The 24,038-nt window shown below is 67.9% G+C and carries 26 protein-coding genes; 14 read left to right on the top strand and 12 right to left on the bottom strand.

Annotation, left to right across the window (positions count from 1 at the left end; all coding sequences use genetic code 11):
- Window positions 1–77: 77 nt before the first annotated feature.
- The 7 genes from AC4ELH_RS29745 to AC4ELH_RS29715 all read right to left on the bottom strand — a co-directional run bounded on the left by AC4ELH_RS29745 (window position 78) and on the right by AC4ELH_RS29715 (window position 8,169).
- Window positions 78–995 (bottom strand): 3-methyladenine DNA glycosylase, encoded by a 918-nt coding sequence (locus tag AC4ELH_RS29745; protein ID WP_498888408.1) that lies wholly within the window; start codon window positions 993–995, stop codon window positions 78–80.
- 75 nt (window positions 996–1,070) lie between these two features.
- A complete protein-coding gene (locus AC4ELH_RS29740) occupies window positions 1,071–2,180 on the bottom strand; it encodes a hemolysin family protein (protein WP_498888406.1) in 1,110 nt (369 codons plus the stop codon).
- Entirely contained in the window at window positions 2,173–3,540 is a 1,368-nt protein-coding gene (locus AC4ELH_RS29735) for a hemolysin family protein (RefSeq protein ID WP_448447106.1), read from the bottom strand. The genes AC4ELH_RS29740 and AC4ELH_RS29735 overlap by 8 nt, the downstream gene beginning before the upstream one ends.
- A gap of 225 nt (window positions 3,541–3,765) precedes the next feature.
- On the bottom strand, window positions 3,766–5,202 hold the full coding sequence (locus AC4ELH_RS29730; RefSeq protein WP_448447108.1) for a GuaB1 family IMP dehydrogenase-related protein: 1,437 nt from the start codon (window positions 5,200–5,202) through the stop codon (window positions 3,766–3,768).
- A 46-nt stretch (window positions 5,203–5,248) separates the two neighbouring features.
- A complete protein-coding gene (gene gnd, locus AC4ELH_RS29725; RefSeq protein WP_064957230.1) occupies window positions 5,249–6,715 on the bottom strand; it encodes an NADP-dependent phosphogluconate dehydrogenase in 1,467 nt (488 codons plus the stop codon).
- Between the two features lie 51 nt (window positions 6,716–6,766).
- The gene (locus AC4ELH_RS29720; RefSeq protein WP_448447111.1) at window positions 6,767–7,738 is read right to left on the bottom strand and encodes a M56 family metallopeptidase; all 972 of its coding nucleotides are present in this window, start codon (window positions 7,736–7,738) and stop codon (window positions 6,767–6,769) included.
- Between the two features lie 14 nt (window positions 7,739–7,752).
- Window positions 7,753–8,169, bottom strand: coding sequence for a BlaI/MecI/CopY family transcriptional regulator (locus AC4ELH_RS29715; protein WP_064885632.1), 417 nt, complete (start codon window positions 8,167–8,169; stop codon window positions 7,753–7,755).
- A 224-nt stretch (window positions 8,170–8,393) separates the two neighbouring features.
- Here AC4ELH_RS29715 and AC4ELH_RS29710 point away from each other — a divergent pair, with 224 nt between their 5' ends.
- The 8 genes from AC4ELH_RS29710 (at window position 8,394) to AC4ELH_RS29675 (ending at window position 14,143) form a co-directional block, all read left to right on the top strand.
- On the top strand, window positions 8,394–9,164 hold the full coding sequence (locus AC4ELH_RS29710) for an iron reductase (protein WP_448447113.1): 771 nt from the start codon (window positions 8,394–8,396) through the stop codon (window positions 9,162–9,164).
- Between the two features lie 156 nt (window positions 9,165–9,320).
- A complete protein-coding gene (locus AC4ELH_RS29705) occupies window positions 9,321–9,722 on the top strand; it encodes a PaaI family thioesterase (RefSeq protein WP_082448985.1) in 402 nt (133 codons plus the stop codon).
- Between the two features lie 72 nt (window positions 9,723–9,794).
- Window positions 9,795–10,097: an urease subunit gamma gene (locus AC4ELH_RS29700; RefSeq protein WP_055114519.1), complete on the top strand. Its 303-nt coding sequence runs from the start codon at window positions 9,795–9,797 to the stop codon at window positions 10,095–10,097.
- A complete protein-coding gene (locus AC4ELH_RS29695) occupies window positions 10,097–10,411 on the top strand; it encodes an urease subunit beta (RefSeq protein ID WP_448447255.1) in 315 nt (104 codons plus the stop codon). The genes AC4ELH_RS29700 and AC4ELH_RS29695 overlap by 1 nt, the downstream gene beginning before the upstream one ends.
- A complete protein-coding gene (locus AC4ELH_RS29690; protein WP_448447116.1) occupies window positions 10,408–12,129 on the top strand; it encodes an urease subunit alpha in 1,722 nt (573 codons plus the stop codon). Before AC4ELH_RS29695 ends, AC4ELH_RS29690 begins: the two co-directional genes overlap by 4 nt.
- 15 nt (window positions 12,130–12,144) lie before the next feature.
- On the top strand, window positions 12,145–12,780 hold the full coding sequence (locus tag AC4ELH_RS29685) for an urease accessory protein UreF (protein WP_448447117.1): 636 nt from the start codon (window positions 12,145–12,147) through the stop codon (window positions 12,778–12,780).
- A gap of 29 nt (window positions 12,781–12,809) precedes the next feature.
- Window positions 12,810–13,496: an urease accessory protein UreG gene (gene ureG / locus AC4ELH_RS29680; RefSeq protein WP_448447119.1), complete on the top strand. Its 687-nt coding sequence runs from the start codon at window positions 12,810–12,812 to the stop codon at window positions 13,494–13,496.
- Window positions 13,496–14,143 (top strand): urease accessory protein UreD, encoded by a 648-nt coding sequence (locus tag AC4ELH_RS29675; protein WP_448447121.1) that lies wholly within the window; start codon window positions 13,496–13,498, stop codon window positions 14,141–14,143. The genes ureG and AC4ELH_RS29675 overlap by 1 nt, the downstream gene beginning before the upstream one ends.
- On the opposite strand, the gene AC4ELH_RS29670 is transcribed toward AC4ELH_RS29675, so the two are convergent.
- The 3 genes from AC4ELH_RS29670 to AC4ELH_RS29660 form a co-directional block, all read right to left on the bottom strand.
- Window positions 14,140–15,513, bottom strand: coding sequence for an NAD(P)/FAD-dependent oxidoreductase (locus AC4ELH_RS29670; RefSeq protein WP_448447123.1), 1,374 nt, complete (start codon window positions 15,511–15,513; stop codon window positions 14,140–14,142). The two genes, AC4ELH_RS29675 and AC4ELH_RS29670, sit on opposite strands and share 4 nt — an antisense overlap.
- Before the next feature lie 98 nt (window positions 15,514–15,611).
- On the bottom strand, window positions 15,612–16,538 hold the full coding sequence (locus AC4ELH_RS29665; RefSeq protein WP_064959392.1) for an LLM class F420-dependent oxidoreductase: 927 nt from the start codon (window positions 16,536–16,538) through the stop codon (window positions 15,612–15,614).
- Between the two features lie 18 nt (window positions 16,539–16,556).
- Entirely contained in the window at window positions 16,557–17,231 is a 675-nt protein-coding gene (locus tag AC4ELH_RS29660; protein ID WP_064885613.1) for an SDR family oxidoreductase, read from the bottom strand.
- A 178-nt stretch (window positions 17,232–17,409) separates the two neighbouring features.
- On the opposite strand from AC4ELH_RS29660, the gene AC4ELH_RS29655 reads away from it, so the two are divergent.
- The 5 genes from AC4ELH_RS29655 (at window position 17,410) to AC4ELH_RS29635 (ending at window position 22,050) form a co-directional block, all read left to right on the top strand.
- Window positions 17,410–18,204, top strand: coding sequence for an ABC transporter permease (locus AC4ELH_RS29655; RefSeq protein WP_448447126.1), 795 nt, complete (start codon window positions 17,410–17,412; stop codon window positions 18,202–18,204).
- Window positions 18,195–19,289, top strand: a complete 1,095-nt coding sequence (locus AC4ELH_RS29650; protein ID WP_498888398.1) for a sulfate/molybdate ABC transporter ATP-binding protein — start codon at window positions 18,195–18,197, stop codon at window positions 19,287–19,289. The genes AC4ELH_RS29655 and AC4ELH_RS29650 overlap by 10 nt, the downstream gene beginning before the upstream one ends.
- Before the next feature lie 240 nt (window positions 19,290–19,529).
- Entirely contained in the window at window positions 19,530–20,570 is a 1,041-nt protein-coding gene (locus AC4ELH_RS29645; RefSeq protein ID WP_448447130.1) for an alanine and proline-rich secreted protein Apa, read from the top strand.
- A 147-nt stretch (window positions 20,571–20,717) separates the two neighbouring features.
- Entirely contained in the window at window positions 20,718–21,020 is a 303-nt protein-coding gene (locus AC4ELH_RS29640; protein ID WP_055114503.1) for a GlsB/YeaQ/YmgE family stress response membrane protein, read from the top strand.
- 13 nt (window positions 21,021–21,033) lie between these two features.
- Window positions 21,034–22,050: a zinc-binding alcohol dehydrogenase family protein gene (locus tag AC4ELH_RS29635; RefSeq protein ID WP_498888395.1), complete on the top strand. Its 1,017-nt coding sequence runs from the start codon at window positions 21,034–21,036 to the stop codon at window positions 22,048–22,050.
- A 9-nt stretch (window positions 22,051–22,059) separates the two neighbouring features.
- On the opposite strand, the gene AC4ELH_RS29630 is transcribed toward AC4ELH_RS29635, so the two are convergent.
- Window positions 22,060–22,533: a hypothetical protein gene (locus tag AC4ELH_RS29630; RefSeq protein ID WP_110916926.1), complete on the bottom strand. Its 474-nt coding sequence runs from the start codon at window positions 22,531–22,533 to the stop codon at window positions 22,060–22,062.
- A 119-nt stretch (window positions 22,534–22,652) separates the two neighbouring features.
- On the opposite strand from AC4ELH_RS29630, the gene AC4ELH_RS29625 reads away from it, so the two are divergent.
- On the top strand, window positions 22,653–23,231 hold the full coding sequence (locus AC4ELH_RS29625; RefSeq protein ID WP_448447134.1) for a CGNR zinc finger domain-containing protein: 579 nt from the start codon (window positions 22,653–22,655) through the stop codon (window positions 23,229–23,231).
- Here the strand turns inward: AC4ELH_RS29625 and AC4ELH_RS29620 are convergent.
- Window positions 23,228–23,992: a CPBP family intramembrane glutamic endopeptidase gene (locus tag AC4ELH_RS29620; protein ID WP_064879854.1), complete on the bottom strand. Its 765-nt coding sequence runs from the start codon at window positions 23,990–23,992 to the stop codon at window positions 23,228–23,230. The genes AC4ELH_RS29625 and AC4ELH_RS29620 overlap by 4 nt on opposite strands.
- Window positions 23,993–24,038: the final 46 nt, after the last annotated feature.

Raw genomic sequence — 24,038 nt, 5'->3', positions numbered from 1 at the left:
CGCGTTTCCTCCCTCGGCTCCAGGCACCGTGCGGTGCCTGCCGTTTATCCAGCTTACCCATTGGTAACGTCGGCCTTTCAGCCGTCCAGCCTGGTGAGCAACAGCTCACACCGGTTTGCCAGAGTGATCCGCAACGGCGCTGCCCGTTCGGCGATGCGCTGCTGGGCCCTGACGTATTCGGCGCGCCCGGCCGGTGTTTCGATGGCGATCGGCTCGAAACCATAGCGCCTCAAGTCGTATGGGCTGGCACACATATCGACCGCCCGCGCGTCGGCGGCCAGTTCGAGTGCGTCCATCACGAGTTCCGACGACACCAGAGGGCCCAGCTTGTACGACCATTTGTAGGTGTCCATGGCGGCGTGGATGCAGCCGGGCTGCTCGGTGTCGAGCTGTTGCTCGCGGCTCAGTTGCCGGTCGTTGCGGGGCGCGGCGGAGTCGGTGAAGAAACGGAAGGCATCGAAGTGGCTGCACCGCAACGGCATCGACTCGACGACGGCATCGGTTCCGGTGGCGCCGAGGCGCAGTGGAACCCTGTCGTGACGTAGCTGGGGAGTCCGGTAGACCATGGCCCACTCGTGTAGTCCGAAGCAGTTCATCCGGGGCGCCCGCGCTGCGGTGGCACGCATCAACCGAGCCACGAAGCGGACCGTCTCGATGCGGGAAAGCAGGTAGTCGGTCCGCACCGTGACACCGTGCGGATGCGGACCGTAACCTGTGCGCCGCAGATACGGCTCTGCCTCTCCGCCGGCCAGCACCACCCCGAAGCCGGGATGCCACAGGCGTAGCTGACGGGGTCGCAGGCTGTAGTAGGTGAACAGGAAATCCCATACCGGGTGCGGCTCACCGGCGTGTCGGCGACGCACGTGTGGTGTGAGGAAGTCGTCGGCGCGGCGCCGATGTGACTCGGCGCGTGCCGCCCAATCCGGGCCCGCCAGGACCTCGTCGGCATCCGGCAGGGTCAGTCCGGCCGCGTCCGATCCAACGCGTCCTTCCATGTCTCCTCCACTGGGTGGCCCGCCGCCGCCGTGCGGCTCGAGCCTACCGATGCATTCGAGGGAGGATCAGACGGGTCAGATGCGGTGGGTGCCGTCTCGCACAGTGCCCACCAGATCCTCGACGAGGTCCTCGAGCGCGACCATCGCGGTGACGGTCCCGTCCGGACCGGCGGGCGCATCGCTCGCACCGTCAGGACCGTCCTGCTCCTCGCGGTTCTCCTCGTTGACGACCAGCGCGAGGTGACTGTTGCTGCGTCGCATCCGGGACAGCGCATCGGGCAGCGGCAACGAGGCCGGGACGCGCGGCAACGGACGCACCATGGACAGATCCAGCACCGCATCGGGGTCGTTGATGTGCGGCAACACATCCTTGATGTGCAGGTACCCGATGAATTCGCCGAAGGAATCGGCAACAGGGAAGCGCGAGTAGCCGGTGTCGGCCAGTGCCCGCTCCACATCCCCGACGGTGGGCCCCGAACCCGGGGCGGCGACCCGGATGGCGTGGATCTCGTCCAACGGCATCGCGACATCACTGACCGTACGGGTGCGTGTTTGCAGGGCCCGCGTCAAACGACCGTGCTCCTCGGTGTCGAGCAGGCCTTCGGACACCGATTCGGCGATCATCTCCGACAGTTCGACGGTCGAGACGGCCGATTCGAGCTCGTCGACCGGTTCGACCCGGAACGCGCGCAGTGTGGCGTTGGCGCACCAGTTGTAGAAGGCGATGAACGGCCGGGCCGCCCGGATGTACACCAGGTACGGCGGGACCAGCAGCATCGCGGCGGTCTCGGGCCCCGCGATGGCGATGTTCTTCGGCACCATCTCGCCGAGCAGCACGTGCAGGGTCACCACGACGGCCAGGGCGATGAAGAACGAGACGGTGTGCAGAACCGCGTCGGGCACGCCGATCAGCGCGAAGGGTTTCTCCAGCAGATGAGCGACGGCGGGTTCGCCGACCCGCCCCAGCAGGATCGAGCAGATCGTGATGCCCAGTTGGGAGCCGGCCAGCATGAGCGACAGGTGCTCGCCCGCCCTGATGACGGTCACCGCACTGCGCTTGCCCTGCTCGGCGAGTGCCTGCAGCCGGTCCCGGCGGGCCGAGATCAGCGCGAACTCCGCGGCCACGAAGAACGCGTTGGCGGCCAGCAGCAGCACCGTCAGCAGCACACCGAGGATGTCACCCATGCCCGTTCTCCCGCGCTCCGAGACTGGTCAGTTCGAGCAGATCGATCCGGCGGCCGTCCATCCGCACCACCGTGGCCAGCCATCGAGTCGGCTTGTCCGGGTCGCCGTCCGGGTCGAACGCGATGAGCTCCACGGCTTCGCCGGTCTCGGGTATGTGTCCGAGTTCCTGCAGCACCAGCCCGCCGATGGTTTCGTATTCGCCCTCGGGAGCACGGAATCCGGTGCCGGTCGCGACCTCGTCGATGCGCAGCAGCCCGGACACCTGCCAGCCGGCGCCGGCAGGCACCACGTCGGGGGTGGCGTCGTCATGCTCGTCACGCACGTCGCCGACGATCTCCTCGATCAGGTCTTCGACTGTCACCATGCCCGCGGTGCCGCCGTATTCGTCGACCACCAGTGCGGTCTGCAACCCGTTGGCCCGGATCTGGGTCATCACGGCATCGCCGTCGAGGGTGGACGGCACCGTGGCCACGGGCAGTGCCAGCCCGGCCAGCCGGGTCCGGTCCCGGTCTTCGCGCGGAACCGAGAACACCTGCTTGACGTGGACGACGCCGATGGTCTCGTCCAGGTCGCCCTCGACGATCGGGAACCGTGAGTACCCGGTGCGGATCGCGACGGCCAACAGGTCGGACACCGAATCGCCTGCGTCGAGCACCTCGATCTTGGAGCGTGGGGTCATCAGTTCCTCGGCGGTGCGCTCACCGAACTGCAGCGAGCGGTGGACCAGCAGCGCGGTGGTGGGATCGAGAGACCCGCTGCGGGCCGAGTTCCGGACCAGCGACGCCAGTTCCTGGGCCGAACGTGCCGAGCGCAGTTCCTCGGCCGGCTCGACGCCGAGGCGGCGCACGATCCAGTTGGCCGTGCCGTTGGTCAGCCGGATGACCGGCGTGAACAGCATCGAGAACAACAGCTGGAGCGGTGCTGCGGCACGTGCCGTCGGGACCGGGCGGGCCACGGCCAGGTTCTTTGGCACGAGTTCGCCGAACACCATGGACAGCGAGGTCGCGATGAGGATGGCCAGGAACAGCGCCAGACCGGACGCCACGTTGGGTGGTACACCGAGGGCGTCCAGGCCGGGGCGGATGAGTTCGCCGACCACGGGTTCGGCGAGGTAACCGGTCGCCAGGGTGGTGATCGAGATGCCCACCTGGGCGCCGGAGAGCTGGAACGACAAGGTGCGGTGCGCGCGGCGGACCAGTTGGTCGCGGCGGTCGCCGGTGCGGGCGTTGGCCTCGACCGTGCTGCGCTCCAGTGCGGTCAGGGAGAACTCGGCGGCCACGAACACCGCGGTGCCGAGAGTGAGGAGGACGATCGCCAGGATCGACAGCAACGAGAAAATTACGTCCGTTGAGCTGCCCATCAGCTCTCCAGGGGAACGCCGGGCCGGGGGCCCGGCCGACTAGGAGAGGGGTCGTCGGCTTCGGCGCTCAGAAGTGACTGGTGTTCCACCCGGAAGGCCGGTTCAGAACCGGAGGCCTCGGTGGGTGCCTGCGGCACGTGAACCCTTTCGTTCGATCTGTCGCGGCGGACGACCGGGCAATATGCAGCCGTCGACGCCTTACTCCGAGCCTCAATAGTATCGCGGTCACCATCCGGTCGGCAGCGGATGCCCCTCGGCGAAACCGGCGGCCGACTGAACGCCCAGCACCACTTTCTCGTGCAGTTCGGCGAGAGTGCCTGCGCCGACATAGGTGCAGGTGCTGCGCACCCCCGAGGTGATGTGGTCGAGCAGGTCCTCGACTCCGCCGCGCCCCGGGTCGAGGCTCATCCGCGAGGACGAGATGCCCTCCTCGAACAGGGCCTTGCGGGCGCGGTCGAACTGGCTGTCCCCGGCGGTACGGGCGGCCACCGCACGTTTGGAAGCCATGCCGTAACTCTCCTTGTACGGCCGTTCCTCCCGATCGTGCAGCAGGTCGCCCGGGGATTCATAGGTTCCGGCGAACCAGGAGCCGATCATCACGTTGGCGGCACCGGCGGCCAGCGCCAGCGCCACGTCGCGCGGGTGCCGGACCCCGCCGTCGGCCCACACGTGCGCACCGAGTTCCTTTGCCGCAGCTGCACATTCGACGACAGCTGAGAACTGCGGGCGTCCCACGCCGGTCATCATCCGGGTGGTGCACATGGCGCCGGGGCCCACCCCTACCTTGACGATCGAGGCGCCGGCCTCGATGAGGTCGCGGGTGCCGTCGGCGGAGACCACGTTGCCCGCCGCCAGCGGCAGGCCGAGGTTCAACGATGCCACCGACTTGATGGCGTCGAGCATCTTGAGTTGATGGCCGTGTGCCGTGTCGATGACCAGCAGGTCTACCCCGGCATCGGCCAGGGCGCGGGCCTTGGCGCCGACATCGCCGTTGATCCCGACGGCTGCGGCGATGCGCAGTTTCCCGGCCGCGTCGACGGCGGGTGTGTAGATACCCGCCCGCACCGCCGCGGTGCGGGTCAGCACGCCGGCCAGGGAGCCGTCCGCCTCGGTGAGCACCGCGAGGTCGATGGGTGCGTGCTCGAGGAGGTCGAACACCTTTCGCGGATCGGTGCCCACCGGAGCGGTGACGAAGTCCGGCACCGCGACATCACGGATGCGGGCGAACCGGTCAACGCCGGCACAGCTGGCCTCGGTGACCAGCCCGATCGGACGCCCCTCGAACACCACCACCGCCGCCCCGTGGGCACGCTTGTGCAGCAGCGCCGCGGCGTCGGACACCGAGTCGTCGGGGCCCAGCGTCACGGGCGTGTCCACCACGAGATCGCGGCTCTTGACGAACTGCACGGTGTCGGCCACCACGGTGCTCGGCAGATCCTGTGGCAGCACCACGATGCCGCCGCGCCGCGCGATGGTCTCGGCCATGCGCCGACCCGCCACCGCCGTCATGTTCGCCACCACCACCGGGATGGTGGTGCCGGATCCGTCGTTGGTGGACAGGTCGACGTCGAACCGCGACGCCACATCCGACCGGCCGGGGATGACGAAGACGTCGTTGTAGGTCAGGTCGTACGGCGGGATGTGTCCGTTGAGAAACCTCACGCCCTTGAGTCTAGTGGCGCGGGCTTCCCCGTCAGGGCCGCTGAATCTAGGCCTGAACCTCGCTGCGGTCGCCGCTCCACAGCGTGTGGAACTTCTGACCGGGCTCGGCGTCGGTACGCCCGTAGGTATGCGCGCCGAAGAAATCGCGCAGGCCTTGAGTCAGTGCCGCGGGCAGCCGCTCGGTGCGCAACGCGTCGTAGTAGGACAGCGACGAGGCGAAGCCAGGGACGGGAATTCCCAACTCGGTGGCCTTGATCACGACCCGGCGCCAACTGTCGATACCCGCCTCGACTGCGTCACGGAAGTACGGCGCGGCGATCAGGGTGGCCAGGTCGGCATCGTCGTCGTATGCCTCCTTGATCCGGTTGAGGAACTTCGCCCGGATGATGCAGCCGCCGCGCCAGATGGTGGCCATATCGCCCAGGGTGATGCCCCACCCGTACTCGGCCGACCCGGCCTGGATCTGATTGAAGCCCTGGGCGTAGGCGATGATCTTCGAGGCGTACAGCGCCTTTCTGACATCGTCGATGAATTGCGCTGATTCAGAAGGCTTGTCGCCGAGCTCGCCGGAGGCCAGACCGGTGGTGGCCTTGCGCTGGGGCACCGAACCCGACAGCGCCCGGGCGAACACGGCCTCGGCGATGCCGGTGACGGGAACGCCGAGGTCGAGGGCGGACTTCACGGTCCAGCGCCCGGTGCCCTTCTGCTCGGCCTCGTCGACGATCACGTCCACCAGCGGCTTGCCCGTCTTGGCGTCCACCTGACGCAGCACCTCGGCGGTGATCTCCACCAGGTAGCTGTCAAGGTCGCCCTTGTTCCACTCGGTGAACACGTCGGCGATCTGTGCGGCCTCAAGGCCGAGCCCGTCGCGCAGCAGCTGGTAGGCCTCGCCGATCAGCTGCATGTCGGAGTACTCGATGCCGTTGTGCACCATCTTGACGAAGTGTCCGGCGCCGTCCGGGCCGATGTGGGTGCAGCACGGCACACCGTCGACGTGTGCGGAGATCTCTTCCAGCAGAGGGCCGAGCGACTTGTAGGACTCGGCGGGGCCGCCGGGCATGATCGACGGGCCGTTGAGCGCGCCTTCCTCACCGCCGGAGATACCTGCGCCGACGAAGTGCAGCCCGCGCTCGCGGATCGCCTTCTCCCGGCGGATGGTGTCGGTGTAGAGGGCGTTGCCGCCGTCGATGATGATGTCGCCGGGCTCCATGGCGTCGGCCAGCTCGTTGATCACCGCATCGGTCGGGTCGCCTGCCTTGACCATGATGATCACCCGGCGTGGCTTCTCCAGGGCGTCAAGGAATTCCGCGATCGTCTCGCTGCGCACGAACTTGCCCTCGGAGCCGTGCTCGGCCAGCAGCGCATCGGTTTTGGCGATCGACCGGTTGTGCAGCGCGACGGTATAGCCGTGGTGGGCGAAGTTGCGGGCGAGATTGGAGCCCATCACGGCCAGGCCGGTGACTCCGATCTGCGCGGTACCGGTGGTGCTGGACGGTGTGCTTGACGACGTCATGCCGCAGCCTTTCGTTGTTTTGTTGTGTCAGAACGCCTGTTGGACAGGGGTTTATCCCAGCCCGGCGAACAGGCGGTGAAGCTCGGTGAGCCAGGGAACGGCGACGGCGACGGTGGGGACCACCAGGACTGCGGCCGCGGCGAGATACGCGGTGACGGCCATGGCGACGCTGTTGGGCTTGCCGCCGAGGCGTCGCACGCGGATCACGGTGGTGGGCCCGCCGGCAGCCAGTGCGCCTGAGGGGGTGCGGCCGCTCGCGCAGGCGACCAGCGCCCGGGCCAGGGGAGTGGGGCCTGCCGTGCGGACCGCGGCATCGTCGGCCAGCAGCTCGATCAGCAACCGGACCGCGTCCAGCGCGTTGGCGCTGCGGACGAACCGCGGGAAGGCGGCGTGGACGGCGGTGAACATCTCCAGGACCAAATCATGCCGGGCGCGCAGGTGGGCCCGTTCATGGGTGAGGATCGCGGCAACCTCGTTGTCGGACAACGTGGTGAGCGTTCCCTCGCTCACCACGACGCGACTGCGGACGCCGGGTAGGCAGTAGGCGAGTGGCTGCGCGACATCGAGGATGCGCAGTCCGTCACCGGCGAACGGCCGGTGTGCCGTACAGAGATGGGCGGGCACCGCATCGCGGGACTTGCTGAGCAGGTCGACCATCATGCGGTGATGGGCGCGCCGGCGCCGGGTGGCCACCGCCACCTGGATCACGGCTACACAGAGCCGGCCGCCGATGAACAGCGTCAGCGTGAACACCACGACGTAGAGCAGCCATAACGGCCAACCGAGGGCCCTGATCTCACTGATGATGGTCGCGGTCGGCCGACCGTCCGGACCGGGAACGAACAGGCGGCTGGCGATCGCGATACCGGCCGAGAAAGCGGACAGCACTGCGGCCAGTGCGACCGACTGCCACAGCACGATTGCCGCACGCGGGGCGCGTAGTGGCCACGCCGCACGCGCCAGCACCGCCGGTACCGGCCCCACGAGGGCCAGCGCGACGAGAGTGAAGGCCAGCGCGGACACGCCGTAAGTCTCTCTCAGGCAGGGCCCGAATTGCCAGCCGGTGGGCGCAGCTGGTGCTTGCTCTCCAGTTCGGCCAATGCGCGACGCAAGGCCTGAGCCTCGTCGACGCCGACTCTTTCGACGAAATGGACCAGCGCGGCCTGCCGGCTACCCGAGTCTGCGGCCTGGTCGAGCGCGTCGACCATGAGGCCGGCGACCAGCTCGTCGCGCCCATTTGTGGGCGCATAGCGGTGCGCACGGTCATCGCGGTGCTGTACGACCAGGTTCTTCTTCGCAAGTCGTTGCAGCACGGTCATGATCGTGGTGTAGGCCAAGTCGCGGCGGGCGGCCAGCGCCTCATGGACTTGGCGCACGGTTTGGGGTTCGGGTGCAGACCACAAGTGGTCCATCACCTCGCGCTCAAGCTCCCCGAGACGCGTCATTTTGGCCATGTTCCGTTCACTCTCCTGAGCAGTAAAGCCAGCGTACTACGGGTTTACTACCGCGCGTCGTATGCATCTGAGGTCGCGCTCCGGACCGCCTTCTCCATCGGGTTAGGGCAAGGTCAGCGCCATATCTGGGGCCTGCTGTGAATCGAGTCACAGGGGGTAGCTCTCATCCTTCACGTGACTATAGTAAGGCTAACCTAACTCAAACAGGAGCCTTCGGAGGTGACATGACGGTCTTGATCGAAGATCCGCTGATCGCGGGTATGGCCATCGAGCGGACGCTGCCGCTGCACGAGTCGAGTCGGCGTTTACGTGAGCTGTATCCGGAGTGTCCGCGGGTCTACGGCGTGGCCGTGGTGGGTGACCTCTCACGTAGGCGGTGGTGGCCGTTGGCCGAGGCGCTGTCCGCCGACCGGTTGCAGGGGATGTTCGACGCCGCGATGGAGGAGACGGGCAATCGCGCCGCGGTCGCCCAGCAGCTGGCCGCCACGTTCATTCATGTCGTGATCGGCCGGGTCGTGCCGCTGCTGGTGTTGGAGGGCCGCGCCTGGGACACCGGCCTGGAGAACCTGTGGGTCCATGTCGACTCCGAGGGTGCGATCGACTGGGTCGGCGTGGTCGACCCGACCCTGCGCGGTCTGCCGGAGGATCCTCACTACTGCGGCCGGGTCGCGCGCTTCACCAGTGCCTGCCGTGACGGGATCGTCGCGTTGCCCAGTGAGGCGGCGCTGACCACCTGGGTGGCTCATCGCAGTCATCGCGCGCTCGAACCCTTGTTCAGCCGCCTGGTGGACATCAGTGACGGCGCGATGTCGATCGCAGCGATGTGGCACATGGTGGGCGCGGCGGTGGTCGGTGCCGCCACGCAGGTCCCACTGCTCGCCGGCTCGAGTGAGGTCGTGAGCATGCGGCGCGGTCAGGCGGTCCTCGATGCCCTGGTCGGCTTTGGTCTGCCGGTTCGTGGCAGTGGCCGGGCGGGGAAGGTCTTGCTTAATTAGGATAGCCTTGCCTAGTATGTAGATACGAGACTAACGGACCGCGCCGGAGTCCTGAGGGCTGCAGAGACCCCCGGTCCGCTCGAGGGTGGGTCCCGCGTTTGATACGCGGGACCCGCCCGCATCTTTATGGAGATACGGCGTGTAGACACGAGGGCTGTGACCACTGATACCCCTGAAGGTTTGGGCAAAGGTTTCGACACCGAACTGGGCCTGACCTATCTCGAGCTCACCCCCGACGGCGGCCGCGCACAGCTGGAGATCCACGACAAGCTGCTGCAGCCCTGGGGCATCGTCCACGGCGGCGTGTACTGCTCGATCGTCGAGAGCCTGGCCAGCGTGTCCGGCCACATCTGGCTGTCGGAGAACGGCGGCGGCACCGTTGTCGGGGTCAACAACAACACCGATTTCCTGCGCGCCATCGGATCGGGCACTGTCACAGCAGTTTCCACGCCAATCCACCGGGGTCGCCGGCAGCAGCTGTGGCTGATCACCATCACCGACGAGAACGACAAGCTCGTGGCGCGCGGCCAGGTACGACTGCAGAACATCGCCGAGTAGGTCTTCCGGCGCCCGTCGTGCGGGCCGAGCGAGCGCTGCCGAAACCCGCTCGCCATGGCAATATCGCGCACTATGCGTTTGACCCCGCATGAGCAGGACCGCCTGCTCATCTCGTATGCCGCAGACCTGGCTCGGCGCAGACAGGCTCGTGGCTTACTGCTCAACCATCCCGAGGCCGTCGCGGTGATCACCGATCACCTGCTGGAGGGCGCGCGTGACGGCCGCACGGTCGCCGAGTTGATGGTGAGCGGACGCGATGTGCTGACCCGCGGGGAGGTCATGGAGGGGGTGCCCGAGATGCTGCACGACGTCCAGGTCGAGGCCACTTTCCCCGACGGCACCAAGCTGGTCACCGTCCACCACCCGATCGCGTGATGATCCCCGGCGAGATCGTGTTCGGCGACGGCGACATCGCGCTCAATCCCGGTGCACCACGGCTGATCCTCGATGTGGTCAATACGGGTGACCGTCCGGTGCAGGTCGGTAGCCATGTACACCTGCCGCAGGCCAACGGCGCGTTGGACTTCGACCGGTCTGCCGCCCGCGGACACCGCCTCGACATCCCGGCCGGTACTGCCGTTCGTTTCGAACCCGGTGTGGCCCAGCGGATTTCATTGGTCCCGTTGGGCGGCGCCCGCGAGGTGCACGGCATCAGCTTCGACGCGCCCGGCCGATTGGACATCCCATGAGCGAACTGACCCGGGCGCGCTACGCCGCGCTGTTCGGCCCCACCGCGGGTGACCGGATCCGGCTGGCCGACACCGACCTGTTCGTCGAGATCACCGAGGACCGCAGCGGCGGGCCCGAGCGCGCCGGCGACGAGGCGGTGTTCGGCGGCGGCAAGGTGCTGCGCGAGTCGATGGGGCAGTCGAGGGCGACCCGCGCAGACGGCGCACCCGACACCGTCATCACCGGCGCGGTGATCATCGACCACTGGGGAATCATCAAGGCAGACATCGGGATCCGCGATGGGCGCATCGTGGGGATCGGCAAGGCCGGCAACCCCGACATCATGACGGGAGTGCATCCGGCCCTGGTTGTCGGCCCATCCACCGAGATCATCGCGGGCAACGGTCGCATCCTGACCGCCGGCGCGATCGACTGTCACGTTCATCTGATCTGTCCGCAGCTCATGGAGGAGGCCCTCGGCGGCGGCATCACCACCATCGTGGCCGGCGGCACCGGTCCGGCCGAGGGCAGTAAGGCCACCACGGTCACGCCGGGAGCGTGGCATCTGGCCCGGATGCTCGAAGCGCTGGATTCCTGGCCGCTCAACGTCGCCCTTCTCGGCAAGGGCAACACCGTCAGCTCCCAGGCGATGTGGGAGCAGTTGCGCGGTGGCGCAGCAGGTTTCAAGCTGCACGAGGACTGGGGGACCACCCCGGCGGCCATCGACGCCTGTCTCACCGTCGCCGAAGCCGCGGGGGTGCAGGTCAATGTCCACACGGACACCCTGAATGAGGCCGGCTTCGTCGAGGACACCCTGGCCGCCATCAAGGGCCGCAGCATCCACGCGTATCACACCGAAGGTGCCGGTGGCGGGCATGCGCCCGACATCATCACCGTCGCCGCCCACCCCAATGTGCTGCCCAGTTCGACGAATCCGACGCGGCCGCACACGGTCAACACCCTCGACGAGCACCTCGACATGTTGATGGTGTGCCACCACCTCAACCCGAGTGTGCCCGAGGATCTGGCGTTCGCCGAGAGCCGGATCCGGCCGTCGACGATCGCCGCCGAGGACCTGTTGCACGACATCGGGGCCATCTCGATGATCGGCAGCGACTCGCAGGCGATGGGCCGGATCGGCGAGGTGGTGTTGCGGACCTGGCAGACCGCACACGTGATGAAACGCAGGCGCGGCGCCCTGGCGGGAGACGGGCCGGCCGACAACAACCGCGCGCGCCGTTATGTCGCGAAATACACCATCTGCCCGGCCATCGCCCACGGTCTCGACGGGGAGATCGGATCGGTCGAGGTCGGCAAGCTGGCCGACCTGGTGCTGTGGGAACCCGCATTCTTCGGCGTGCGTCCGCACGCCGTGCTCAAGGGCGGCATGATCGCGTGGGCCGCGATGGGCGACGCCAATGCCTCGATCCCGACGCCGCAACCGGTACTGCCGCGGCCGATGTTCGGGGCGGCTCCCGCCGCGGCGGCCGCCACCTCGGTGCACTTCGTCGCACCGCAGGCGATCGAGGACGGTCTGGCGGACCGCCTCGACATTCGTCGAAAATTGGCCGCGGTCAAGAATGTTCGGCAAGTCGGTAAGGCCCAGATGCCGCACAACGATGCGATGCCCCGCATCGAGGTCGAGCCCGATACCTTCACCGTGCGGATCGACGGACAGGTGTGGCAGGAGCAGCCCGCGGTCGAACTGCCCATGGCTCAACGATATTTCCTGTTCTAGATGAGTGGCCGATAGATGAGCAGCCTGGCAACGCTTCTGACCCTGGCCGATTCACGGTTGCCGACCGGTGGGCACGTGCATTCCGGCGGCGTCGAGGAGGCGGTCACCAGTGGTCTGCTCACCGACGTCGCAACGTTGCGCGCCTACCTGATCCGGCGCATCCGCACCAACGGAGTGGTCGCTGCCTCGCTGGCGGTGGCGGTGCACACCGGTGCTCTGGACGCCGGGGCGGCCGACGCCGAAACCGACGCCCGTACCCCGGCTCCGGCGGCGCGGGAGGCCTCGCGCGCGCAGGGGCGCGGACTGGTCCGGCTGGCCCGGCGGGTCTGGCCGCAGCAGTCGTGGGACACGCTCGGAACCCGGCCACATCTGCCGGTGGCCGCCGGTGCGGTCGGCGCAGCCGCGGCGCTGGCGCCGGACCAGACCGCCCTGTCGGTGGTGTACACCACCATGACCGGTTCGGCGACGGCCGCGCAGCGGTTGCTCGCCTTGGATCCTGCCGATGTCGCGGCCCTGACCTTCGAGCTGTCCGGGTTGTGCGACGAGGTGGCGGCCGAGGCGGTCACCGGTTTGGCCGACCTCTCTGACCCGTTGCTCGACGTGCTGGCCCAACGCCACACCGAACGGGACCGACCGCTGTTCGTCTCGTAATTCTGCTCTGCAATCTCGAAAGGTCCACCATGCCACCGCATTTCCTCGACGGCGAACCCCACACGCACGTAGACCGGCCCAAGCGGGCCCGTCAGCCCGGTGAGCCGTTGCGCATCGGTGTCGGCGGTCCGGTGGGATCGGGAAAGACCGCTCTGGTGGCGGCGTTGTGCCGGCAGTTGCGCGATGAGTTGTCGCTCGCGGTGCTGACCAACGACATCTACACCACTGAAGACGCCGACTTCTTGCGCCGGCATGCGGTGCTGCCCGACGAGCGGATCGCCGCGGTGCAGACCGGGGGATGTCCGCACACCGCGATCCGCGATGACATCACCGCCAACCTGGATGCGATCGACGATCTGATCGACGCCAACTCCGCGCTGGATCTCATTCTCGTCGAATCCGGTGGCGACAACCTCACCGCGACGTTCTCGTCGGGTCTGGTCGACGTGCAGATCTTCGTGATCGACGTGGCCGGGGGAGACAAGGTGCCGCGGAAGGGCGGCCCGGGCGTGACGTTCTCAGACCTGTTGGTGGTCAACAAGACCGACCTGGCCCCGATGGTGGGTGCTGATCTGGACGTGATGCGCCGCGATGCGGCCAAGGTGCGAGCAGACCGCCCGACGGCGCTGATCTCACTGACCGAGGATCCGTCCGCGGGGCCGGTGCTGACCTGGGTGCGTGAACAGTTGAAGGCCGTGCAGGCACCGTCGTCGTGATGCACTCCGAAGTCGCCATCACGGCCTCGCCGGGTCGGCTGCCGCGGATCGAGGCCCGCGGCGGGCTGGCCGGACGGTGCACCGAAACGGGCACGGTGCACCTGGTCTCGACGGCCGCCACCCCACTCGGCGGCGACACCGTCACGGTGCGGGTGGTGGTGGAAGCCGGTGCCCGGCTGCGGATTCGCACCGCCGCGGCAACCATGGTGCTGCCCGGCGCCGCCACGTTGCGGTCGGCTGCGCACTGGGAGCTTGAGATCGCCGGGCAGTTGGACCTCGATCCGCAGCCGACCGTCGTTGCGGGAGGTTCGGCGCACCGCACCACCACGCGACTACGGCTGTCCCAGGCTGCGCAGGTGCGGATTCGCGAACGGGTTCAGATCGGCAGATCCGGTGAGCAGGAGGGTAACTGGTCGTCGGCGATGCATGCCGACGTCGGCTCGACGCCGTTGTTGCGGCATCGGATCGAACTGGGCCGCGGCGCGGTGGGTGACGACGTGTTGGCCGCCCCTCGGGCCTGCATCAGCGAATTGCGTTACCCGGAACCCGTGTTCGAGGCGCAAGGCACCTTGTTGGCGCTGGCCGCCGGAGGCAGCCTGGCCACCTGGCAAGGTGACCGGCTGCCCCCTGAGGTCCCAGGGCTCTAGGACGCGGCCCGCTCGGTCTCCTGGACCGAGGCAGCGATCTCTTCGAGTTCCTCGATCCTGGTGCGGGCGTAGGCCTGCTGTTCGGTGATGGTGAGCTGCCCCCGCTTGGTGCTCAGGAACGTCACGCCCCACGACAGCACAGTCACCAGACGGCTCTTGAATCCGACGATGTACACCAGGTGCAGCACCAGCCAGCACACCCAGGCGAAGAACCCGGAGAACTCGACCGGGCCGACCTTGGCCACTGCCGAGAACCGGGACACGGTCGCCATCGAGCCCTTGTCGAAGTACTCGAACGGGGCCCGGATCTTCGGGCTGGTGCCTGCGACCTCGCGCTTGATCAGCTTGGCGGCGTAGCGGCCGCCCTGGATCGCGCCCTGGGCGACGCCGGGCACACCCTCCATCGCGGCCATGTCGCCGACAACGAAGACATTGGAATGGCCCGGGAGTGTCAGGTCCGGCTCTACCTTGACCCGACCGGCCCGGTCCAGCTCGACTCCGGACTGTTCGGCCAGGTCCTTACCGAGCGGGCTGGCCGACACACCGGCCGACCACACCTTGCAGGCCGATTCGATACGCCGCAGCGTGCCGTCAGAGTCCTTGACTGTCAGGCCGTTGCGGTCGACGTCGGTCACCATGGCACCGAGCTGAACCTCGACGCCCATCTTCTCGAGCCGTTCCTGGGCCCGCTTGCCGAGCTTCGGTCCCATCGGCGGCAGCACCGCCGGTGCGGCGTCGAGCAGGATCACCCGGGCCTCGGTCGGATCGATGTGGCGGAAGCTGCCGCGCAGGGTCTGATCAGCCAATTCGGCGATCTGGCCGGCCATCTCCACGCCCGTCGGGCCCGCGCCCACCACCGTGAAGGTGAGTAGCTTGGCCCGGCGAACCGGGTCGCTGGAGCGCTCGGCCTGCTCGAACGCACCGAGAATGCGGCCGCGCAGCTCCAGCGCATCGTCGATGGACTTCATGCCGGGCGCGAACTCGGCGAAATGGTCGTTGCCGAAGTAGGACTGTCCGGCGCCTGCGGCGATGATGAGGCTGTCGTACGGGGTGGAGTACGTGTGCCCCAACAGCACTGAATCCACCGTCTGGTTCTCCAGATCGATGTGGGTCACGTCGCCCAACAGCACCTGGGCGTTCTTCTGCTTACGCAGGATCACGCGGGTGGCGGGGGCGATCTCGCCCTCGGAGATGATGCCGGTGGCCACCTGGTACAGCAGCGGCTGGAACAGGTGGTGCGTGGTGCGGGCGATCAGCTTGACGTCTACGTCGGCACGTTTGAGGGTCTTGGCGGCGGTCAGACCGCCGAAACCCGATCCGATGATGACTACCTTATGCCGATCCGATGCCGTAGCTCCGGGATGGCTCATTGCTGCTCCTCGCGAACGTGTTTGCCACTCGTAATAACCGTTAGGTTAGTCGGCGCCATTCCGACCTGTGCGGTGAGATGGGCAACCGAACCGAATGTTTACCCGGATATCAGGGGTTTCAATGCGTCGGCGACCTCGGTGATGCCGCCGGGCACGTAACCGCCCATGGTCACCGGACTGAGGATGACCCCGTCGACCCCGGTGTCGAAGAGCTTGGTCTTCAGCTGTTCGGCGATCTGCTCGGCGCTGCCGAACACGGCACGTTGCTGGAAGTCGGGTGGGATGGCATCGGCGGTGAAGTGCTCGCCGATCAACGCAATCACCAGCATGCTGGTCTCCAGCGTCGCCGGGTCCCGGTCGATCTGCTCGCACTGCTGCCGGATCACATCGAGCTTGCGGGGTAGCTCGTCGAAGTTCGCGATGATGTTGAGGTGGTCGAAGTGCCGGGCCGCCAACGGGATCGTCTTCTTCTCGCCGCTGCCGCCGATCATCAGCGGAATGTGGTCGCGGAAGCGAGGTTCGGCGAATGCCTCCTCGGTCCGGTAGTAGGTGCCGCTGAACGTCGCGCGCTTGCCCTCGAGCATCGGCACGATGATCTGCAGCGCCTCATCGAGCTTCTTGAACCGCTCGGTGAACGTGCCGAATTCGAAACCCAGGCTGTCGTGTTCGAGTTCGAACCAGCCGGTGCCGATGCCGAGGATTGCGCGGCCCTGGCTGATCACGTCGAGCGTGGTGATCGCCTTGGCCAGCAAGGTCGGGTTGCGGTACGTGTTGCCGGTGACCAGGGTGCCGAGCTGCACATTCTGCGTCGCGGTCGCCAGCGCACCGAGCGCGGTGTAGGCCTCCAGCATCGGCTGGTCCGGGGTGCCCAGACCGGGGAGCTGGTAGAAGTGATCCATCACGAAGACGGAGTCGAAGCCGGCGGCCTCGCCTTCCTGTGCCTGGGCGATGACGGTCGGGAAGAGTTCGGAAACGCCGGTGCCGTAGGAGAAGTTGGGGATCTGGAGTCCGAGTCGGATTGTCACTTCTCCGACCCTAGCGCGCTATCCCAGGGTTGCCATGGAACCCCGGCTGACGTGCATCGTCTGCCCGGTGATGTGGCGAGCTGCCGGCGTGCTCAAAAATACTGCGAGACGGGCGAACTCGTCGGCGACCGAAGGCGGCGTGGCGCCGAGGCCGTCGTAGCCGGGCTCGGCCGAGAGGCCGGGAGCGATGGCGTTGACGGTGATACCGCGGGTGCCGAAGTACGCGGCCTGACCGGCGGTCCAGTCGCCGAGGGCTGCCTTGACGGCGGCCTCGATGCTGCCTTCGCGCGGGCTGGCGGGCACGACGTTGACGATCGAACCGCCCGAGCGCAACTGGTCACCCACGATCTGCACGGTCAGCACGGCCGAGATCACGGTGGCATCCAGGGCGTGGCGCCAGGCGGTGGCCTGATCGGCCAGCGTGAAGGTGCGGGGGTCCTTGGCCTCGAACTGCGGGGCGGGGACGTTGACCAGGGTGTCGAGGTGGTGGGGGAACTGCGTGCGGACGGTCTCGACGCTGGCGGGATCGGTGTTGTCGAACACGATCGAGGCGATGTCGAGCTGCTTGGCCGTCAACTCGAGATCCTCGCGGCGGGCGCCGGCGATGATCACGTTGTGGCCGGCATCGAGGAAACCTGCCGCAATCGCGCGGCCGAGTTCGGTGTCGCCGCCGGTGACCAGCACCTCCGCCATGATGTACCTCCATGTACCTGGGGGTCACCGCACCGGACGGGGGCGACCATCGGCCAATGTTACTGGACAGTAGCTAGGTCAGGAAACTCGGCGCGCCCAGGGACGGCTCGCATAAGGTTGCCGAGATGATCCGACCCAGCGCTGCGACCTGCGTCGACGTGGTCGGTGGGGCCGCATCGTGACGAATTCACCACGTCTTCCGCGCTGGATTTATGTCCCTGCCGCGGTGGGCACGATCTTTGTCGTGCTGCCCCTGGTGGCGATGGTGGCAAAGGTGGACTGGCCGCAGTTCGGGTCGCTGATCTCCAGTCCGTCGTCCACGGCGGCGTTGACGCTCAGCCTGAAGACGTCGCTGGCCAGCACGGCATTGTGCGTGCTGTTCGGGGTCCCGTTGGCCCTGGTGCTGGCCCGCAGCTCAGGTTCGGTCACCCGGATCGTGCGACCGTTGATCCTGTTGCCGCTGGTGCTGCCGCCGGTGGTCGGTGGCATCGCGCTGCTGTACGCATTCGGGCGGCTCGGGCTGGTGGGCCGCTACCTGGAGGCCGCCGGGGTGCACATCGCGTTCACGACGGTGGCGGTGGTGCTCGCGCAGACCTTCGTCTCGCTGCCGTTCCTGGTCATCTCGCTGGAGGGCGCTGCGCGCACCGCGGGCACCGATTTCGAGGTCGTGGCGGCGACGCTTGGCGCGTCGCCGGGGACCGTGTGGTGGCGGGTGACGCTGCCGCTGCTGGGGCCTGGCCTGGTCTCAGGGGCTGTCCTGGCCTTCGCGCGGTCCCTGGGCGAGTTCGGTGCCACGTTGACGTTCGCGGGGTCGCGCCAGGGGGTGACCCGCACCTTGCCGCTGGAGATCTATCTACAGCGCGAGAGCGACGCCGATGCCGCCGTGGCGTTGTCGGTGCTGTTGGTGGCGGTGGCGGCGGTGGTCGTCGTCGGGCTGGGCAGTCGCCGGCTGCGGGCGGGCGGATGGACATGACGCTTCATGTGCGTGCTGTCGTCGAAAACCGTGGCCTGGACCTGGAATTCGATGTGGCGGCAGGTGAGGTGCTGGCGGTACTCGGCCCCAACGGCGCGGGAAAGTCGACGACATTGCACGCGATTGCCGGACTGGTCGGCCTCGACGCCGGGACTGTGCGGGTGGGGGACCGGGTGCTGACCGATACCGCGGCCGGCGTGCAGGTGCCGACGCACGACCGCCGGGTCGGCTTGCTGTTGCAGGACCCGCTGCTGTTTCCGCACCTGAGCGTGCTGGCCAACGTGGCATTCGGTGCCCGTAGTAGACGCCGGGTCGGCCGCCGGGCCGCCTCCGACACCGCCCGCCGGTGGCTGGCCGAGGTCGACGCTGTCGATCTGGCCGACCGGCGACCTCGCAGGCTGTCGGGCGGCCAGGCGCAGCGGGTGGCACTGGCCCGGGCACTGGCCGCCGATCCCGAGGTCCTGCTGCTCGACGAACCGCTGACCGGATTGGACGTGGCGGTGGCAGCGTCGACGCGCAAGGTGCTGCGCCGGGTTCTGGCCGTTGGCGGCAGGTGCGCGGTGCTGATCACCCACGAGCTGCTCGATGTCCTGACGCTGGCTGACCGGGTGGTCGTGCTGGAGGATGGGCGCATCGTTGAAAGTGGTTCTGTCGCAGAGGTATTGGCGACACCAAAGAGTCATTTCGCGGCGAGGTTCGCCGGCGTCAACCTGATCGGGGGCACGGCAGGCGCCGATGGCGTGCTCACCACCGCATCGCAGGCGAACTGGTACGGCACGCCGGCAACCGACGTGCAGCGCGGCGAACCGGCCGTCGCCCTGTTCTCGCCGGCGTCGGTCTCGGTGTACCGCGACGAACCGCACGGAAGTCCGCGCAATACCGTGCCGGTTACGGTCGCCGAGCTCGACAGCCGGGGTCCAGGCATCCGGGTGCGGGCCGATGAGCAGCCTGACGGTGCACCCGGCCTGGCGGCCGACATCACCGCGGAGTCGGCGGCCGAGCTGCGGCTGGTGCCGGGCGACACGGTGTATTTCTCCGTGAAGGCGCAGGAGGTTGCCGTCCACCCGGCGGGGCACCGGAAGTGACTCGCGGTTCGCGGCGTAACGCGGGCATACGCAGGTCCGAATCACCTGTTGAGGGTCCGGCGCGGGGAGTGTCCTGAGGCGGGTTGCCAGCTCCGGCGTGGCGCCCGGCACACCCGCGCGTCAGCAATCAATCGTTGGCTTGTTTACCTGGTTATTCACTGTGCGTAGCAATCTCGATTTTGAGCACTCTAAGAGCAACTCACACTTGCGTCACGGCCGTAACACGGTAGTTTCTTCCCCATGGACGAGTCGGATGCGATGTCACATCGGCGCAGAGGTCTGTCGAAGAAGCTGGCGCTGGTTGCGATGACCGGCGCGACCGCCGCGGCTGTTGCGCTGCCGGCGGTGGCATATGCGGATCCCGAGCCGGTGCCCCCGGCCCCGGCGCCCGCCCCGGCTGTGCCCGGGGCTCCCGCCCCGGCACCGGCTGCTCCTGCGCCCGCTCCGGCTCCCGGAGCCCCCATGCCTGCACCTGGCGCTCCTGCACCTGCACCTGCACCTGGCGCGCCGGCTCCGGCCCCGGCGCCCGCCCCCGGAGCTCCGGTTCCGGCTCCGCCTGTCGATCCCAACGCACCCGCGCCCGCGCCTGCGCCGGTCGACCCGAACGCTCCCGCCCCGGCCCCCGCGCCGGAACCCGGCCGTGTGGACAACGCCGCCGGCGGCTTCAGCTATGTCGTACCCGGCGGGTGGAAGGTGTCCGACGCGACCCAGTTGTCCTACGGGCAGGCGTTGTTGACCAAGCTTCCGCCCGAGGGCACACCCGAGCCGCCGAACGACACCAGCGTGCTGCTGGGCCGCCTGGACCTGAAGCTGTTCGCGGGCGCCGAGGCCGACAATGCGAAGGCAGCTGTCCGGTTGGCCTCCGACATGGGTGAGTTCTTCATGCCGTTCCCCGGAACCCGGGTGAATCAGGAGACCGTGCCGCTCGACGCCAACGGGCTGTCCGGCGTCGCCTCGTACTACGAGGTGAAGTTCACCGACACCAACAAGCCCAACGGCCAGATCTGGGCCGGCGTGGTCGGTGCACCGCCGGCCCCGGGCACCCCGCGCGGACAGCGGGCTCCGGAACGCTGGTTCGTGGTCTGGCTGGGTTCGGCGAGCCATCCGGTGGACAAGGCGGCCGCCGCGACCCTGGCCAACTCGATCCGGCCGTGGACGCCGCCGGCGTCGGCCGCTCCCGACCCCAACGCGCCGCCACCGCCGGCCGACCCGGCGCACCCGGGTGTCGGCGTGCCGGTCCCGGTCACCAACGCTCCGCCGGAGATGCAGCCCCCAGCCTGACGCCGGGGTACGCGGAACGCCAGAATCTCGCAGGCGAGCGCTGATCGTTCCCATTTGGCCAACCGAATTGTTACGTTCGGGAGGTACATCTGGGGTGTGGCTCAGCGAGCCCGCTGGGCATAGCCAGTGACAGGTAGGAGACCTGTAATGGATGTAATGGCAGCAACCGAAATCCTGGCTCGTTCCTCCACGCTGACCAGCGTCGGCTGGATCGGCTACATCATCATCGGTGCGATCGCCGGCTGGATCGCCGGCAAGATCGTCAAGGGCGGTGGCTCCGGCATTCTGATGAACATCGTCATCGGCGTGATCGGTGCGCTCATCGGTGGATTCCTGCTCAGCTTCTTCCTCAACACAGGAGGCGGCGGCTGGTGGTTCACCCTCTTCACCGCCATCCTCGGGTCGGTGATCCTGCTCTGGCTCGTCGGACTGGTGCGCAGAGGCAACTGATCCGGCGTCGATGATGGACACGGGGACCATGACGGCCTGGCAGGTCGTGGTCCCCGGTCCGATGAGTTCCCATCCGCTGCAACGGGTTACCGTGTCTACCCCGCAGCCCGGGCCTGACGAACTGCTCGTCAAGGTCCTGGCCTGCGGGGTGTGTCGTACCGATCTGCATGTGGCCGAAGGGGATTTGGCCGTGCATCGGCCACGGGTGATCCCCGGGCATGAGGTCGTCGGAGAGGTCGTCGCGGTCGGTGCCGATGCGGGTGGCGGGTTCGCCGTCGGTGATCGGGTTGGTGTGGCGTGGCTGCGGCACACCTGCGGGCAGTGTGTCTACTGCCTGCGCGGACGGGAGAATCTCTGTCCGTCTTCGCTTTACACCGGCTGGGATGCCGACGGCGGTTATGCCGACTTCACCACCGTCCCGGCGGCATTCGCCTTGCGGTTACCGACCGGATATTCCGACGTCGAGCTGGCGCCGCTGCTGTGCGCCGGGATCATCGGCTATCGCGCCCTGCTGCGCACCGACCTACCGTCGGCTGGGCGGTTGGGGCTCTACGGTTTCGGCGGCAGCGCGCACCTGACGGCGCAGGTGGCGTTGGCGCAGGGGGCCCGCGTGCATGTGATGACCCGTGGCGAGCGGGCTCGCGAACTCGCCCTGGCGCTGGGCGCGTCGTCGGTGCAGGGCAGCGCCGACATGCCGCCAGAGCCGTTGGATGCCGCAATCCTCTTCGCCCCGGTCGGGGATCTGGTGTTGCCTGCGCTGGCGGCCCTGGATCGCGGCGGCGTCCTGGCGATCGCGGGCATCCACCTCACCGACATCCCGGCCTTGAACTATCAACGGCACCTGTTCCAGGAGCGGGAGATCCGCTCGGTGACCGCCAATACCCGCACCGATGCCCGCGATTTCCTGGCGTTCGCCGGTGCGCACCGGATGGCGGTCAGTACACCCGAGTACGCCCTGGATCGCGCCGATGAGGCGCTGGCCGACCTGAGTGCCGGCCGCATCGCGGGCGCGGCGGTGCTCCGCGGGTAGCGGAGACCTTCAGAGCGCCGCGAGCGCGGCGCCCAGCCGACCGTCGAGATCGCCGTGGCCGTAGGCGTACAGAGGGCCGAGCCCGTCGTTGATCACCCTGTTGAGTCGGGCCATCCCGCGCGCATTGACCGGCAGCGGCGCATGCAGCCGAAGGGTGATGGCATCGATCGTCGTCTCGGCTGCAGCAATGTTCTTTCGGTGCAACGGTATTCGTGACGACCAGACGATGGTGTCGTTGGCGCTCTCGTGTACGCAGCGGCGTAACACCCGGGCGATGGCTACGCGCTCGGTGATCGACGTGAGTCGTGCGGCGCGGGCCGCGATGGCGCTTCCCGGAGGTGTCGGGGTGCCGACGGCCAGCATGGCATCGAGGCGGCCGGATCGGATCCGTGCGGTCAGGCGGGCCCGGATGGACGGGCGGCGGGGGACGGGTGCACGACGGGGTGTGAGCGCCGATGTCGCAGAAATTCGGTTGTCGTTCATGGCGATACCTCGTAGTTTCCGTGGTGCCCGAGTCCGTTGATCATGACTATCTAAGACCGTACGCCGGTCACGAGTGACTAGTCAAACCAATTTAGCGGTCACGGCGGTACGCTGGTGTCATGACGACGAGGTGGATCGGCGACACCGAGACCAAACCCGCGCCCGGGCCGCTGGCCCGGATCCAGGCCTTGGTCAACACGATCGAACTGCCTGCCGGAACAGATCGCCTCGCCCATCCCGACGACGCAACACCGTGGCTGGTCGCCAACGGGTTGCTCGCTGCCGGTGCCAGCCCGACGGAAGCCGAGCTCGACCTGGTGCGAAAGGTGCGCGAGGCGCTGCGTGCGCTGCTGATCCACCACAGCGGCGGCCCGGCACCGCAGGCCGATCACCTTGCGGTACTGAAGGCGCTCACCGATACCTCGACCGCAAAGGTCGACCTGGCCCCCGACGGGCAGGTGGAGTTGTCAGCCGCAGGCGAGAATGTGGGTGAGCGCCTGCTCGAGCTGCTGCTGGTGATGCGCGACGCGCAGCGGGACGGTACCTGGGCCCGCCTGAAGGCATGTGCGAACGACGAATGCACGTGGGCGTTCTATGACCGGTCCCGCAACCACGGCGGTACCTGGTGCGACATGTCCAGCTGCGGGAACATGCTGAAGAACCGGGAGTTCAGAGCGCGCAGACGCGCAGGCAGTTAGGTCGACAGGTGCCACACGAGGGCGGCGGCCAGTGCACCGACGCCGTTGAGCGACCAGTGCAGGGCGATCGGCGCGATCAGGCTGCCGCTGCGCCGGCGCAGCCAGGTGAACACGAAGCCGGCGACGCCGGTGGCGATCACGGCGAGTACGACACCGGCGATCATGCCGAACACGCCGCCGCCGAACAGTCGGGTGAAGCCGACGTTCTCGCTCGTCAGCCCGAGCGAACTGGCGATGTGCCACAGACCGAACAGCAGCGAACCGCCGGCGGCCACACCGCGAAAACCCCAGGCCCGGTTGAGGGCTCCGTGCAGGACACCGCGGAACGCCAGTTCCTCGGGGATCACGGTCTGCAGCGGGATGATCACCATCGACGCCAGAAGTGCGCCGGAGACGGTGGCGTAGTTGTCGTTCATGAACATCGGTCGGGTCCACGGCAGCGCCGCCCCGATTGCGATCACCGACACCACGAGTGCGACGGCGCCCAGCGCATAGCCCACACCCGCGCGCCAGTGCTCGCGGCCGAGCCCTAGTTCGGCCCAGCCCAGGCCTCGGGCGCGCACCAGGATCAACAGGCCGACCGCGGCGGCCGGAACCGTGGCGATGCTGGCCCACGGGGTGGTGAAGTGCGCGATCAGGTTGGTCACCGTGAGGATGACGACGACGATGCCGATGTCGGCATAGATGCGGAAGTGATGCAACGCAGAGAGCTGGGCCACCAGCGGATGTGGGTGCGCGGCCACGGCGCTCTGATCAGACATAACGTCGCAATCGTACCGGTGCGGCGCAATTACCCAGGTCACAACG

The organism is Mycobacterium shunyiense (genome assembly GCF_058270075.1).
The sequence above is the reverse complement of the archived record's forward strand: the minus strand, read 5'-3'. Positions and strand labels throughout refer to the sequence as shown.

What these genes read in the sequence shown, in the direction of transcription:
- AC4ELH_RS29745 (WP_498888408.1), bottom strand. Translation starts at nt 995, where the DNA reads ATGGAAGGACGCGTTGGATCGGACGCGGCCGGACTGACCCTGCCGGAT.
- AC4ELH_RS29740 (WP_498888406.1), bottom strand. Translation starts at nt 2,180, where the DNA reads ATGGGTGACATCCTCGGTGTGCTGCTGACGGTGCTGCTGCTGGCCGCC.
- AC4ELH_RS29735 (WP_448447106.1), bottom strand. Translation starts at nt 3,540, where the DNA reads ATGGGCAGCTCAACGGACGTAATTTTCTCGTTGCTGTCGATCCTGGCG.
- gnd (WP_064957230.1), bottom strand. Translation starts at nt 6,715, where the DNA reads ATGACGTCGTCAAGCACACCGTCCAGCACCACCGGTACCGCGCAGATC.
- AC4ELH_RS29715 (WP_064885632.1), bottom strand. Translation starts at nt 8,169, where the DNA reads ATGGCCAAAATGACGCGTCTCGGGGAGCTTGAGCGCGAGGTGATGGAC.
- AC4ELH_RS29710 (WP_448447113.1), top strand. Translation starts at nt 8,394, where the DNA reads ATGACGGTCTTGATCGAAGATCCGCTGATCGCGGGTATGGCCATCGAG.
- AC4ELH_RS29700 (WP_055114519.1), top strand. Translation starts at nt 9,795, where the DNA reads ATGCGTTTGACCCCGCATGAGCAGGACCGCCTGCTCATCTCGTATGCC.
- AC4ELH_RS29695 (WP_448447255.1), top strand. Translation starts at nt 10,097, where the DNA reads ATGATCCCCGGCGAGATCGTGTTCGGCGACGGCGACATCGCGCTCAAT.
- AC4ELH_RS29690 (WP_448447116.1), top strand. Translation starts at nt 10,408, where the DNA reads ATGAGCGAACTGACCCGGGCGCGCTACGCCGCGCTGTTCGGCCCCACC.
- AC4ELH_RS29685 (WP_448447117.1), top strand. Translation starts at nt 12,145, where the DNA reads ATGAGCAGCCTGGCAACGCTTCTGACCCTGGCCGATTCACGGTTGCCG.
- ureG (WP_448447119.1), top strand. Translation starts at nt 12,810, where the DNA reads ATGCCACCGCATTTCCTCGACGGCGAACCCCACACGCACGTAGACCGG.
- AC4ELH_RS29675 (WP_448447121.1), top strand. Translation starts at nt 13,496, where the DNA reads ATGCACTCCGAAGTCGCCATCACGGCCTCGCCGGGTCGGCTGCCGCGG.
- AC4ELH_RS29670 (WP_448447123.1), bottom strand. Translation starts at nt 15,513, where the DNA reads ATGAGCCATCCCGGAGCTACGGCATCGGATCGGCATAAGGTAGTCATC.
- AC4ELH_RS29660 (WP_064885613.1), bottom strand. Translation starts at nt 17,231, where the DNA reads ATGGCGGAGGTGCTGGTCACCGGCGGCGACACCGAACTCGGCCGCGCG.
- AC4ELH_RS29650 (WP_498888398.1), top strand. Translation starts at nt 18,195, where the DNA reads ATGGACATGACGCTTCATGTGCGTGCTGTCGTCGAAAACCGTGGCCTG.
- AC4ELH_RS29645 (WP_448447130.1), top strand. Translation starts at nt 19,530, where the DNA reads ATGGACGAGTCGGATGCGATGTCACATCGGCGCAGAGGTCTGTCGAAG.
- AC4ELH_RS29640 (WP_055114503.1), top strand. Translation starts at nt 20,718, where the DNA reads ATGGATGTAATGGCAGCAACCGAAATCCTGGCTCGTTCCTCCACGCTG.
- AC4ELH_RS29635 (WP_498888395.1), top strand. Translation starts at nt 21,034, where the DNA reads ATGGACACGGGGACCATGACGGCCTGGCAGGTCGTGGTCCCCGGTCCG.
- AC4ELH_RS29630 (WP_110916926.1), bottom strand. Translation starts at nt 22,533, where the DNA reads ATGAACGACAACCGAATTTCTGCGACATCGGCGCTCACACCCCGTCGT.
- AC4ELH_RS29625 (WP_448447134.1), top strand. Translation starts at nt 22,653, where the DNA reads ATGACGACGAGGTGGATCGGCGACACCGAGACCAAACCCGCGCCCGGG.
- AC4ELH_RS29620 (WP_064879854.1), bottom strand. Translation starts at nt 23,992, where the DNA reads ATGTCTGATCAGAGCGCCGTGGCCGCGCACCCACATCCGCTGGTGGCC.